The organism is Methanothermobacter sp. DP, assembly GCF_026692625.1.
GTDB lineage: Archaea > Methanobacteriota > Methanobacteria > Methanobacteriales > Methanothermobacteraceae > Methanothermobacter > Methanothermobacter marburgensis.
Genome location: NZ_CP113501.1, coordinates 1,538,532 through 1,551,728, shown reverse-complemented (window position 1 = coordinate 1,551,728; position 13,197 = coordinate 1,538,532). Strand labels below are relative to the sequence as shown.

Annotated in this window: 14 protein-coding genes; 11 read left to right on the top strand and 3 right to left on the bottom strand. The window is 51.1% G+C overall.

From position 1 onward, the window contains the following. Positions 1-141 precede the first annotated feature (141 nt). From ala to OXN82_RS08355, 7 genes are all read left to right on the top strand, one after another. On the top strand, positions 142-1,134 hold the full coding sequence (gene ala, locus OXN82_RS08385) for an alanine dehydrogenase (RefSeq protein ID WP_321211381.1): 993 nt from the start codon (positions 142-144) through the stop codon (positions 1,132-1,134). Between the two features lie 110 nt (positions 1,135-1,244). After that, positions 1,245-1,409, top strand: coding sequence for a hypothetical protein (locus OXN82_RS08380; protein ID WP_013294918.1), 165 nt, complete (start codon positions 1,245-1,247; stop codon positions 1,407-1,409). 9 nt (positions 1,410-1,418) lie between these two features. After that, positions 1,419-2,039: a LysE family transporter gene (locus tag OXN82_RS08375; RefSeq protein WP_321211380.1), complete on the top strand. Its 621-nt coding sequence runs from the start codon at positions 1,419-1,421 to the stop codon at positions 2,037-2,039. A gap of 115 nt (positions 2,040-2,154) precedes the next feature. After that, positions 2,155-4,806, top strand: coding sequence for a DUF1156 domain-containing protein (locus tag OXN82_RS08370; protein WP_321211379.1), 2,652 nt, complete (start codon positions 2,155-2,157; stop codon positions 4,804-4,806). 117 nt (positions 4,807-4,923) lie between these two features. Beyond that, complete coding sequence (locus tag OXN82_RS08365; protein ID WP_321211378.1) at positions 4,924-5,715, top strand: HAD family hydrolase; 792 nt, start codon at positions 4,924-4,926, stop codon at positions 5,713-5,715. A gap of 46 nt (positions 5,716-5,761) precedes the next feature. Next, positions 5,762-7,186 (top strand): bifunctional metallophosphatase/5'-nucleotidase, encoded by a 1,425-nt coding sequence (locus tag OXN82_RS08360; protein WP_321211377.1) that lies wholly within the window; start codon positions 5,762-5,764, stop codon positions 7,184-7,186. A gap of 96 nt (positions 7,187-7,282) precedes the next feature. Continuing rightward, on the top strand, positions 7,283-7,633 hold the full coding sequence (locus OXN82_RS08355; protein WP_321211376.1) for a DsrE family protein: 351 nt from the start codon (positions 7,283-7,285) through the stop codon (positions 7,631-7,633). Between the two features lie 168 nt (positions 7,634-7,801). On the opposite strand, the gene OXN82_RS08350 is transcribed toward OXN82_RS08355, so the two are convergent. The 3 genes from OXN82_RS08350 to OXN82_RS08340 form a co-directional block, all read right to left on the bottom strand. Continuing rightward, positions 7,802-7,999 (bottom strand): hypothetical protein, encoded by a 198-nt coding sequence (locus OXN82_RS08350; protein WP_321211375.1) that lies wholly within the window; start codon positions 7,997-7,999, stop codon positions 7,802-7,804. Between the two features lie 67 nt (positions 8,000-8,066). Then, positions 8,067-8,234 carry a TMEM175 family protein gene (locus tag OXN82_RS08345; protein WP_321211374.1) on the bottom strand — a complete coding sequence of 56 codons (168 nt, stop codon included), beginning with the start codon at positions 8,232-8,234 and terminating at the stop codon, positions 8,067-8,069. Between the two features lie 35 nt (positions 8,235-8,269). Beyond that, on the bottom strand, positions 8,270-9,016 hold the full coding sequence (locus OXN82_RS08340) for a sugar phosphate isomerase/epimerase (RefSeq protein ID WP_321211373.1): 747 nt from the start codon (positions 9,014-9,016) through the stop codon (positions 8,270-8,272). 289 nt (positions 9,017-9,305) lie between these two features. Here OXN82_RS08340 and OXN82_RS08335 point away from each other — a divergent pair, with 289 nt between their 5' ends. Genes OXN82_RS08335 through OXN82_RS08320 form a run of 4 tightly spaced genes read left to right on the top strand, consistent with a single transcriptional unit; the run spans position 9,306 to position 13,174 of the window. Beyond that, positions 9,306-9,728 (top strand): PadR family transcriptional regulator, encoded by a 423-nt coding sequence (locus OXN82_RS08335; RefSeq protein WP_321211372.1) that lies wholly within the window; start codon positions 9,306-9,308, stop codon positions 9,726-9,728. Next, complete coding sequence (locus OXN82_RS08330) at positions 9,725-10,774, top strand: ATP-binding cassette domain-containing protein (protein WP_321211371.1); 1,050 nt, start codon at positions 9,725-9,727, stop codon at positions 10,772-10,774. The genes OXN82_RS08335 and OXN82_RS08330 overlap by 4 nt, the downstream gene beginning before the upstream one ends. A gap of 5 nt (positions 10,775-10,779) precedes the next feature. Further along, positions 10,780-11,937 carry an ABC transporter permease gene (locus OXN82_RS08325; RefSeq protein ID WP_321211370.1) on the top strand — a complete coding sequence of 386 codons (1,158 nt, stop codon included), beginning with the start codon at positions 10,780-10,782 and terminating at the stop codon, positions 11,935-11,937. Between the two features lie 28 nt (positions 11,938-11,965). Next, complete coding sequence (locus OXN82_RS08320) at positions 11,966-13,174, top strand: PQQ-binding-like beta-propeller repeat protein (RefSeq protein WP_321211369.1); 1,209 nt, start codon at positions 11,966-11,968, stop codon at positions 13,172-13,174. Positions 13,175-13,197 lie beyond the last annotated feature (23 nt).

The window sequence follows — 13,197 nt, the reverse complement described above, 5'->3', positions numbered from 1 at the left end:
CCCTGGCTTTCCATGATGGTCATCCTGGGGTATCTGCAGGTGCCCGGTCACCCTCCTATTGGGTTTAATTTCATTTTCAACATTAATAAATGTGAAGATGACCAAGATCTAGGATATGGAATGGATGGAAAGGGTGAAGTGATGGAGAAAACCATTATACTCAAAAAAAGTGATGTTGAGGGTCTTCTGACCATGGATGACTGTCTGAAGGCTGTTGAGAACGCCTTTGTCCAGGATGCCCTTGGCCGTGTCCAGATGCCCCCCAAGATGTACCTATTCTTCAGGAAACACGATGGGGACCTCAGGGTGATGCCCTCCTACCTTGAGGAACTTGAAATGGCGGGTGTTAAGTGCGTGAATGTCCACCCCTCAAATCCCCGTGAACATTCCCTGCCGACGGTCATGGCTGTCATAGAGCTTGTCGACCCAAGGACCGGGTTCCCCCTTGCACTCATGGATGGAACATATATAACCGATATGAGGACCGGGGCAGCCGGCGGGGTCTCCGTGAAGTACCTTGCAGATCGGGAGGCCTCAACACTGGGGATGGTGGGTGCCGGGAGACAGGCCTGGACACAGCTCATGGCCATCAGCAGGGTTGCTGACCTTGAGGAGGCCTGCGTTTACTGCAGGACACCATCCCAGCGAGAGAAATTCGCAAGGAAAGCCTCTGAAGTCTATGGGTTCAGGGTCAAACCTGCCCGGGATATCAGGGAGGCTGTGGAGGGGAGGGACATAGTTGTAACGGCCACCCCCTCAAGGAAGCCCCTGGTGAAGGCTGACTGGATAACACCTGGAACCCACATATGTGCCATGGGGGCAGATGCCCCTGGAAAGCAGGAACTGGACCCCCTCATACTCAAAAGGGGGAGGGTCTTCTATGACAGCTGGGAACAGGCATCCCACAGTGGAGAGATAAACGTACCCCTCAGTGAGGGCCTTATCACAGAAGAGGACCTTCAGGGAACAATAGGGGATGTGATAACAGGTAAAATTGAGGGTAGAAGATCAGGTGAGGATATAACAGTATTCGATTCAACCGGACTCTCACTGCAGGACGTTACAACAGCCTGGATGGTCTATGAAAGGGCCGCTGAGTCAGGTAAGGGCCTGGAGGTTGACCTGCAGGGCTGAGAAAAGATGGTGTAAAACCCTGATCCCCGGGGTTTGGTCCCATTCACTGCCCCCAAGAAAAGATGCTATATAGGATGGTGAACACAGTTAGTTACCGGAGCTGTGATATCATGTACCCCACCAGGACATCAATGCATGAACTCCTCGTAAGGATGGACCATGTGTTTGAGAGGATAAGGATACTCGGGAGGACCCGGGCCCTCAGGAAGGATGAGATAGAGGAAATTGACCGTCACCTCACTGAGATCATGAAGATACTTAACAGGTACAATTAGGCTGGAAGAATGCTCAGTGTCATACTATTTACCGTAACATCCTTCATCATAGGCCTCTCAGGGGCAATGGCCCCTGGCCCCCTTCTCACTGTCACGGTCTCAGACTCCATTCAGGGGGGTTTCAGGGCGGGGCCCCTCCTTGTTACCGGCCACATCCTGGGTGAGGCCCTCCTGGTTGTCCTGATATTCATGGGTATGGGCTACCTCCTCTCATCAGAGTCCGCATCCTCATTCATTGGGATTGCAGGTGGCTCCGTCCTCATCTGGACCGGCATCAAGGGTCTGAGGTCCGGGGACGAATCATCAGGGGATATTCCAGCAGGGGGATCTGTCCTCAGGGGAGCAGTGATAAGTTTTTCCAACCCCTACTTCTTTATATGGTGGGGTGCTGTTGGGGCCGCCCTCATGTACAGTGGACTTGAACTTGCAGGTGCTGCTGGACTTGCAGGTTTCCTTGTGGGTCACTGGTCATCCGACCTGGCCTGGTACAGCCTGGTATCCTTTCTATCATCCAGGGGATCCTTTGATACAGGTGGAAGGATTTACAGGGCAGTTATGGTGGCATGTAACGGTTTTATTTTGCTTGCAGGACTCTACTTCCTCACTGGAGGACTTGCAGTCATTTTCTGATGACAGCTAATTTAATAGTTATGCCCTCCAATATGTATCATGCCCAGAATAAACCAGGATGAACTGTTGTTAATGCGATCATCCAGTTCTGCGGAACCATGTGGAGGATTATTTTATGGATGAGAGGTTTATTGAGAGGACTTTTCCTGTTGCGAGGGTGAGTGAGAATTCTGCCCGTGAGAAGAATATAAGGCATGGTCATATTTCCACGCTTCATATCTGGTGGTCAAGAAAGCCCTTGGGTAGCAGTCGGGCCACCATCTACGCCAGTCTGATCTCCACTGCAGGTGATGAACTGGAGGAGGTCCGGGTTAAGAGGTTCATTGAGGAGTTGAGTGAGTGGGAGAACAGTTTGAATCAGGGGATGATTGAGAGGGCCCGGAGGGATATAAGGGAGTATAATGGTCGGCCGCCCCGTGTGCTGGATCCCTTTGGTGGTGGTGGCAGCATACCCCTTGAGGCCCTCCGTTTGGGGTGTGAGACCTACAGTATGGATCTCAACCCGGTGGCTGTCCTGATCCAGAAGTGCACACTTGAGTACCCCCAGAGGTACGGGGCCAGTGATTCCTGGTCTGACAGTGAACCCCGACTTCTGAGGGATGTTAAGAGGTGGGGTGAATGGGTCCTCAGGGAGGCCAGTGAGGAGCTTTCACGTTTCTACCCGGAGGATGATGATGGTTCAATCCCCGCGGCTTACATCTGGGCCAGGACACTACCCTGCCAGAACCCTGACTGCGGGGCAGAGATACCTTTAAAGCCAGGGTTCTGGCTTGCCAGGAAGAAGAACAGGAGCATAGCCCTTAAACCTGTGGTATCCGGTGGTGGGGTTGAATTTGAGATCGTGGAGGACCCTGACTTTGACCTTTCTAAGGGGACCATTTCAAGGGCCATTGTGACCTGTCCGGTCTGCGGTTCAACCATACCCGCCAATGACACCAGACGACTGTTCCAGGAGGGTGAGGCCGGTGAGAGGCTCATCGCCGTGGCACTCACACACCCCCAGCGGAGGGGTAAAACCTACCGCCTCGCAACAGAAAAGGATCTGCAAGCCTACATGGAAGCCCAGGAATACCTGGAAAAGAAAAGAGATGAACTCATGGACCAGTGGGGAATAGACCCGGTCCCTGATGAGCCAACACCCCTGGGGAAGGGTAGTGGGGCTGAAAGAGCATTTTCTGTTAGAAATTATGGCCTTGACACCTGGGGTGATCTTTTCAATGCCCGGCAGAAACTTGCCCTCATCACCTTCACCGAGAAAATCCGCCAGGCCCACCAGGAAATGCTAAAAGAAGGATGCGGGGAAGACTACGCAAAGGCTGTGGTAAGTTATCTGGCTTTTTTACTGGGAAAACTGGCTGATTGGAATGTTTCACTTGGGGTATGGCGCCCTGATCAGGAGCGAAATGAGCATCTGTTCTCGAGACAGGCCTTGCCTATGGTTTGGGATTATGGTGAGCGTAACCCGCTACATGGTAAACTTGTTTCAACTGGTGCTATTGGGCGTGTGATTGAGAATTGTTCCCGTATTCCAGGGGTTGATTGGGTTAAACCTGTCCCTGAGGTTGTTCAGGGTTCTGCGGTTTCTCTTCCTTTTGATGATGAATATTTTGATGCTGTTTTCACTGACCCACCATATTATGATAATGTGCCTTATTCGTATCTTTCGGATTTCTTTTATGTGTGGTTGAAGAGGGCCCTGGGTGATCTTTACCCGGATCTTTTCATGACACCCCTCACGCCTAAGAGGGGTGAGATGGTGGCCTACACCAATGATAAGAGTATGGATGAGGCCCGGGAGGAGTTCGAGTCCATGCTCAGGGACTCATTCAGGGAGATACACCGTGTCCTCAGGCCAGGTGGCATAGCCAATATCGTCTATGCCCATAAGACCACCCATGGCTGGGAGACCGTTATAAACTCCCTTCTTGACTCTGGTCTGGTGGTGACCGCGTCGTGGCCCATATTCACTGAGATGAGGGCGCGTATGCGTGCCCAGGGTTCAGCGGCCCTTGCCTCCTCTATTTATATTGTGGCCCGTAAGCCTGATTTTGAGAAGAGCACTGGTTATTATGAGGAGGTTCTGGGTGAGTTGAAGGAGGTCTTGGGTGAGAAGCTGGATTACCTGTGGGATGAGGGTATAAGTGGCCCGGACTTTTTCATCGCGGCCATAGGGGCTGGCCTGGAGGTTATAGGGAAGTACAGTGAGATTCTCAAGTACAATGGCGAGGTGGTCCGGGGTTCCCGGTTACTGGATGATATACGCGCGGTTGCAGCGGATTTCGCCATAAGGAGGATACTGGATAACGGATTCGCCGAGGGCCTCTCATCCCTCACAAGGTTCTACCTCTTCTACCGGTGGAACTTCGGGAACTCCAGCGTGGACTTCGACGAAGCCAGGAAACTCGCCGGCAGCCTCGGCATAGACCTCCAGAACACCAGATCCGGATTCATAAGGATACAGAGGGGTAAGGTCACAGTCCTCGGCCCCGACAAGAGGGAAGATGACCATGACACCACAGAACTCATAGACGCACTCCACCTCGCAGCCAGACTCTGGAGCCAGGGCAGAAGAGAAGAACTCCAAGACTTGCTCCTTGAAACCGGCTACGGAACCGATGAAAAATTCTACCGGGTAGCCCAGGCCATAATAGAATTCCTGCCAGACTGCAAGGAAAAACAGTGGCTCGAAGGCCTGATTGTGAACAGAGACACCATGATAAAAACCCTCAAAGAAAAAACCAGCCAGAAAACACTCAAAGACTACTAATCCATGGTGAAAACCTTCCAAGAGCAAATCGGGAAAACACTTAAAAACTCAATTTTCTTTTTCAATCCATACTCCTCCCAATAATTAATTAATACCGTGAAAAACATAATATCACTGATGAAGGCAGCTGTTTTTGATAACTCAGGGACACTCATAAGAAGGTACAGGGCCCTCAAGAACCTTAAAACAGGTAAGATATGTGACAGGATGAATTCACTTGATATAGTGGATTACAGGGACAGAAGGGCCCTTGTTGTGCTTCAGACCGACCCCGCAACCTGTATTGTAAACGCAAAACCCGACCAGACCATATATGAGTTCATAAAGAGGAACCGCATAGACTTCGATGTCAGCTACGCCAACACCGCGGTTACCTCTGATGAGATCCTGGATATCCTCAGGGATGACCCTGCAACTGTCAGGGACATACAGGACACCATAGATGCCGTTTCCAGTAAGAACTACAACATACAGATATGCAGCGGATCCGGCTTCATAGTCAACATTGACAGAAAGATGGTTGACTTCACAATAACTGCAGGTGGAAAGCTCTTCCCTGAGGTCCTGGAGGTTGTGGAGGAACTCAGGAAGAGAAACATCCACATATACATTGCATCAGGAGACCGGAGGGGGTCACTGAGGGAACTTGCAAGGATCATCAGGATACCCCAGGAAAACGTCTTTGACACCGCCGACACCGAGAGGAAGGCAGAGATAATCCAGGACCTGAAGCGAATGTACAGCAGGGTCATGATGGTGGGTAACGGCCTCAACGATATCCTTGCATTGAGGGAGGCTGATGTGGGGGTTTTAACACTCCAGCAGAGGGAACCTGTTCCTCAGAGGCTGATTGATGCTGCTGACTACGTTGTTGATAACATAAGGGAGGTTCTGAATATAGAATTCTAAATTTCTAGGTTCTGGATATAAAATTCTGAGATATGGGGGGCTGATATTGAGTGAACTTTGCATCGTGCAGGTGAATGACACCCATGGATACCTCAAATCCCACCCGGAACTCTTCTGGGAGGGCAGAAATATAAGGTATGAGACCCTGGGGGGTTACCACCACATAGCAGGCCTTGTGGATGGGATAAGTGAAGAGGGACCCACATTACTACTTGACTGTGGTGACACCATCCACGGCACATACCATGCCGTGAAGAGTGAGGGCGCCGCCCTTATCCCCATACTCAATGAAATGCGCTTTGATGCAATGACAGCCCACTGGGAGTTCGCCTATGGACCCAGAAGATTCATGGAAGTAGCGGGAAAACTGAATCACCCGGTTCTTGCAATAAACTGCTACCATGAGGGTACAGAACGCCTTGCTTTTAGACCATATGAGATAGTGGAGAGGGGTGACCTCCAGGTGGGTGTTGTGGGGATAGCATCCAATATAGTGGATAAGGTGATGCCCCCACGGTTCAGTGAGGGCCTTGAGTTCACCCTTGGACGTGATGAACTCCCCTACTGGATAGAGGTGCTCCGTGATGAGGAGAGGGTCGACCTGGTGGTGGTCATATCACATCTGGGTTTCCCCCAGGAGTGCCAGCTGGCAGCGGATGTTGATGGCATAGACGTGCTTCTGAGCGCCCACACCCACAACAGGCTCGAGAGACCCTTCATTGTCAATGACGCCATCATAATACAGTCAGGGTGCCACGGCTCATTCATTGGACGCCTTGACCTTGAGGTTGATGGTGGTGTCCGGAAATTCAAACACGAACTTGTAAGGGTCAGGGGGCCGTCAAATGAGGATGTTGAGGAGATGGTCATGAGGGCGGCTGAGGTGGACAGGGACTACCTTGAGGCCACCGTGGGTTCAACCCGGACGCACCTCAACAGGTACACAATACTGGAGTCAACCATGGACAACCTTCTCCTCAGGGCAATAATGGATGTGGATGACTCTGAACTTGCATTCTCCAATGGATGGCGCTACGGTGCCCCGGTACCCCCTGGGGATATCCAGGTTGAGGACCTCTGGAACATGATCCCTGTTAATCCCCCGGTATCCCGTGTTGAACTTCTGGGGAGGGAGATTCTGGAGATGATGGAGGAGAACATTGAGCTCACATTCTCCAGGGACCCCTACAGGCAGATGGGGGGCTACCTCAAGAGGTGCATGGGCCTGGAGATCTACTTCAAGATAGAGAACCCTCCCGGTAGCCGGATACAGAAGATATTCGTGAATGGAAAGCCCCTTGAGCCTGATAGAACCTACAGTGCAGTCTATGTAACCAGTCAGGGTGTGCCATCACGGTACGGTGATAACCACGAGGAGATGGACATAAGGGCGGTTGATGCCCTGAGAGAGTACGTTGAGAAGAACAGCCCGGTTGATGCCGAACTCGATGGGAGGATAACGCCAGTATGACTGTCCTCACGCGATGAATACACTGTGATACTGAAGCCATTAGGGATAACACCTGTATGACTGTCTTCAACTGTAATTGTGAACCGGGTGATCATGATGGGTGATGAGAGGATTTACCGTGTGGTCTTCCACCTTGATGAGGACGACGATGAGAGGGTTTTGCTGCTTTTTGCCAATGTGAGGAACCTGATGGCCGACATTCAGAATGTTGAGATTGAGGTTGTGGCGTACTCAAAGGGTGTCAGCGCCTTCCTGAGGGACTCAGAGTACTCAGATAGGATCTGTAAGCTCATTGATGATGGTGTCAGATTCGCTGCCTGTTCCAACACCCTGAATGCATGGGGTATAACCTCAGGGGAACTTGTTGATGGTGTTGATACCGTATCCTCGGGTGTGGGTGAGATTGTCAGAAAACAGTGCGATGGATGGGCCTATATAAGGCCCTGATATCCTGGATGAACCCGAATATCCCCGTGGTGCGCCTCACCGATTTCATGCCTATATAAGGCCCTGATATCTAGAGGAACCTCTTGAGGACCATGATTGCATAGGCAATGGAGCTGTACCCGGGCGTGAATTGTGTTAGCAGGAGCGCCACGATTGCTGCAAATGGCATCAGAAGTTCCTCTTAAGTGCCCTCAGGTACTGGTCCCTTTCAGCATCCATGAGTCCATTTCTATATGCATAGAACCAGCTTGCAGATAGTAGGGGGCCTATCATCAGCATGTTAACATGGAATATGACATTGGATGTCACAAGTCCGCCATAGTCTCCTGTGAGTTCCGTTGAGAAGGGTACCATGGCCACGAACATCAGCAGAATATGTTTATCCACAGGAAACCCGTGTCAACCTCCTTCAGGTTTTTCAAATTGCATGTGGTTAACCCGCCAGAAAAATCCCTAGGAGGAGGAAGCTGAGGCAGTAGATGTGGATCCTGGGGGCTGGGAGTGTGAGGTATGAAGCCATTGAGGACTCTGTTATGATCCCCTCCGGCACTTCAATGCCGAGAACAAGGAGCGTCATTGCAATGGCAAATATTCCATCCAAAAGGCCTCAATTCTGTTCTTATTCATGCTTCACCCTCAATAAAAGGATTCCAGGATTCTCCTGCTCTTTATGACCCCCTCATAGTTATTCAGTTCTATCACCCCACGGTCTATCCCCCTGAGGAGTTCAAGGTCAACCGTGCCCTCCCCCAGGGGGAGGTGCTGGTCCCTTTCACCGTTGTTGTCGCTCAGGTGGTGGTGGGCTATTCTTTCCATGCTGAGGAAATCCTCAAGGAAACCAGTGGTGTTTGCATGGCCCACATCCACAGTCACATATGATCCGCATTCCTCTGAGAATTCTTCAAGCTCACTGGGGCTGTTGCAGAGGTATGAGAACCTGCCCGGCATGTTCTCAACTGAGAACCTTACCGATGAATCCTCTGCATGGGCCACGCAGTTTTTAAGTGTTTCTGCTGCGAATTTAAGGGCCGCGTTCCTTATCCTCTCCTCCCTCCTGTGCACAAGACCCGGGTGGGTTGTTACGGTTGTTGCCCCTATCCTTGATGCGAGTTCCACCGTCTCAATCATCTGTCTTTCTGTTTCCTCCCTTACGCCCTGGTTCATGCTGCCAGGGTTCAGGTCTATGGTGGGGGCGTGGAGGAGTATCTCAAGGTCAAAGGATTCAAAGACATCCAGTGCTGCCCCATCTTCAAGGAGCCTCCGGGGCCAGTAGGGTCCCTCGCAGAGTATCTCAATGAGCTGGAAGCCGTCCTCCTCTGCTTTCTCCAGGATGTTCTCCATTGGTTCCATGAACAGTGCCAGGGTTGAAAATCCGAGCCTCATATAGATCCCGGTTGGTTTTCTATTCAGCCGGCCTTATGAGTGTTTCCATTCCCTCTGAAAATGAAAGATACCTATAGGTGCCTGATCTGCATGGTCCCTGCGGTTTTAAGACGTCTACAGTGACCCTGATCATGGCCCGGATGTGAAGGGCCTTCTGTTCACCGGATAATGTGTGGTGATCAGAACCGTTTCAGTGCTACCTCGACCTTACCTTCATCGTACCACCAAAAAGTATATATAAAACAGGATATATCAGAAAATTGATATATCACTTTCTGGAGATGTCCTGATGTGTGCAGAAAATGACCCCCATGGAGAGGGGGGACAGTTCGATGAGAAGATAATAAAGAGTTTCATGAGGGGATTCGGAAAAACAATGATCCTCTGGATGATAAGCAGGGAAAAGATCCATGGATACGAGATAATGCGACGACTTGAGAAGTTCTACTCAATCAAGGGGATGCACTGCCAGGAAATCAAACCGCCCGGTCCAAGCGTCATCTACCCAGTACTCCACGACCTGGAAAAGAAGGGACTCATAAGGGGTTCATGGGAGATGCACGGGGAGAAGAGGGTCAAGTACTACGAGATAACCCCACTGGGCAGTGAAACAATAGAGAGGATCCGTGATATAATGAAAAACCACATCTCAAGGATATGGGAGGACTTCTGGAACGACATGTTCCCATGCGACAGGGAGGAGGAAGAATGAAATACGCCATAGAGACCTACGACCTCACAAAGGTCTACGGGGACTTCAAAGCAGTTGACAGCCTCAACATGAAGATAGAGAAGAACTCCATCTTCGGGTTCCTTGGACCCAACGGGGCAGGTAAGACCACAACCATAAAGATGCTCACCTGCCTCATACCACCAACTTCAGGTACAGCCCGTGTCGCCGGATACGATATACTGGAGAACCCCGACGAGGTGAGACAGCAGATAGGTATGGTCCCCCAGAAGGTCAGCCTCTACGAGGACCTCACAGCAAGGGAGAACGTGGAGATGTGCGCAGACTTCTACGGGATGCCAGAGGACCTGAAGGAAACAAGGATCGATGAACTCATGGAGCTGGTTGACATAAAGTACGCGGCAGATAAACCCGTTGGACAGATGTCGGGGGGACAGCAGCAGAAGGTTTCACTGGTTGCAAGCCTGATACACCAGCCAGACATACTCTTTCTCGACGAACCAACCATAGGGCTGGACCCGACAACAAAGAGGGTGCTGTGGGACCTCATCGAGGAACTGAACAGCAGCGGCCACACAATCATACTCTGCTCCCACGACATGTACGAGGTTGAACTCCTCTGCGACTACGTGGGTATAATAAATCAGGGCTTGCTAGCAGCCTTTGACACGCCCCAGGGCCTCAAGGACACCGTTATAAGGGAGGAGGAATCCCTCAGGGCACGGGAGATTGGCACCATACTTGAAAGAATTCAGGAGGAGACCCCTGAATCCGAAAAAAGGGTCATTGAGGAAATGAAAAAATCCGGGACCTGCGCCGGTAAGGAACTCAGCATGCTGATCACCGACCTCAGCGACGAACTCATAGCTGAACTTGAATCCCTCCCGGTTACCCTGGAGGTTAAAAGGCACCACACCGGCAGGATAATACTTGAACTGGATGAGAGCTGTGACACTGCCATAAATGACGTCCTCGGGGCAGTTATAAGGAACAATGCCAGGATCAGCTCAATTTCAACCAGGGACCCCTCACTTGAGGATGTATTTATGAAGGTTACAGGGAGGTAACCGTTATGGAAATGAAGAAGGTAATGTGGATGCTCAAGAAGGACCTCATAGTCCTCTGGAGGCACAAACCCCGCCTCATATCAATCATACTGTTCCCCATACTCATGATAACCCTCTTCGGTTACGGTATGGGCGGTACACTGGAGAACATACCGGTGGTTATAGTTGAGCAGAGCAGTGGCCCCCTCACAGACCAGACCGTCGCTGCAATGAGAAACATGAGCCTCTACGATATTAAGGATATCATGAAGGACCCTGAAACCGCAAGGGACATGGTGGATGCGGGGGAGGTCAAGGCAGCCATAATACTGCCCCCCAACTATGACAATCTCACAGACGAGCCAACAGTGGTCATGTACCTTGACTCCTCTGACCAGCTGGCAAGTCAGGCCCTGGTACCTGCAACCCAGGCACTGTTCAGCAGGCTTTCAGGTGAAATTGCGGTTCAGAAGATGCAGAGCCCCGCTGTGAATATTCAGAACCAGAATTCAACCCCCGGGGAGACGGGCTTTCAGAGCATCGTGAACACAATAAACTTCCAGGTTGACAGAATCTACGGGGACGTCAAGTACATGGATTTCCTGGTGCCCGCGGTACTTGCAATGACCATAATGTTCTCCTGCATGTTCGGTATGGGACAGTCAATTGCAGGTGAAAGGGAGAGGGGAGAACTCGCACGTCTCTTCATGACCCCAACAAGCGTATCAACAGTGGTTGGGGGCAAAATAATCTCAAAACTGGTTATAGAAAGTGGAAGAGCATTCCTGCTGCTCTGTGTCGCCATACTGCTCTTCGGAATAAAGATCAACGGCAGCATGCTCCTTACTGTCCTTCTACTTGTACTCACAGCACTGTGCTTCGTGGGATTCGGAATAATGATATCAGCGAGGGTGGGGACCCAGGAGGACTACATGCAGATGGTTATGCCCTTTGCAATGCCCATGATGTTCGTATCAGGGGTCTTCTACCCCATCGAGACCATGCCATGGGTGTTCCAGAAGCTGGCCTACGTGGTGCCCCTCACCTATGCCAACGACGCTCTGAGGTCAGTGATGCTGAAGGGTGCAGGTGTCGGGGACATCTGGCTTGACCTGGCCGTGCTTGTGGGATTCACACTCCTGTTCTTTGCAATGGGGGTTACCAGGTTTAACAGGGACATTTAGGTTGTAATACTAAATTTCAGGTGGTAATATGATGAGGAAAGGTTTAACTGCGGCACTTATAATCATTGGGATGGTTTTAAGCCCTGTATCAGCTGCAGACTGGCCCCTCTTCCATGGGGACCAGCAGCGCACAGGTTTCTCTGAGGAGCCAAGTGACTTCTCAGCAAGGACATGGTATCTCTCCATCGGCGGGATAAAGTCATCACCCGCAATATTCAACAAGGTTGCCTACATCGGCTCAGTCGATGGAAAGGTATATGCGGTGAACCTCGAGACCGGTTCAGTTGTCTGGAGCTACCGGACAGGAGGCGCGGTTGTATCATCCCCTGCAGTGGTCAATGGCACCCTTTATGTGGGTTCAGGGGACGGATACCTCTACGCCATAGACACAGACACCGGTGACCTCGAATGGAAATTTAAAACAGGCAACAGGATAGAATCATCCCCTGCAGTGAGCGGAGGCACCGTATATGTGGGGTCAGACGACTGCAGGCTCTACGCAGTTGATGCAGATGACGGTTCAAAAAAGTGGGAGTTCTATGCCGGGGAGGCTGTTAAATCATCACCACTTGTGGTGAACGGAACCGTCTACTTTGGATCATGCAACGGCAATGTCTATGCCCTATCAGAGTCCGACGGAAAGGAGAAGTGGAGCTACACAACCGGTGACCAGGTCATCTCATCACCGGCCTTCTGGAACGGAACCATCTACGTGGGGTCAGATGACGGGAACATGTATGCCCTATCAGAGTCCGATGGAAGCGCGGTCTGGAGGTACAGCCTCGGTGACAGGGTCAGGTCAACACCAGCCATTGACACAGAGGAGAACAGCCTCTTTGCTGGATGCGATGACGGCAACGTGACCTCCCTTGACACAAGGACAGGCACCCTGAAATGGTCATTCAAAACAGGCGGGGCCGTGAGATCATCACCAGCCCTCTTTGAGAACATGGTGGCTGTGGGCTCAGATGACGGGACACTCCACATCCTCAACAAGTACACAGGGAAGGAGGAGTGGAGCTACTCACCAGGTTACTACCTTTTCAGCTCACCGGCAAGCTCATCACCCGTAGTCTACGGCAAGACCATCTACTTTGCAACCGAAAACGGCTATATCTACGCCCTTGACTCCAAAAAGAAGGAGGGCCCAACCTCACCATTCGCATACTATGTGGCGGTGATAATAATAGCCATAATAGGGGCTGGAGCTGTGATAAGAAGGGTTGCAAGGAAATAGAATCTTCTTTTTTATTTAAAAAC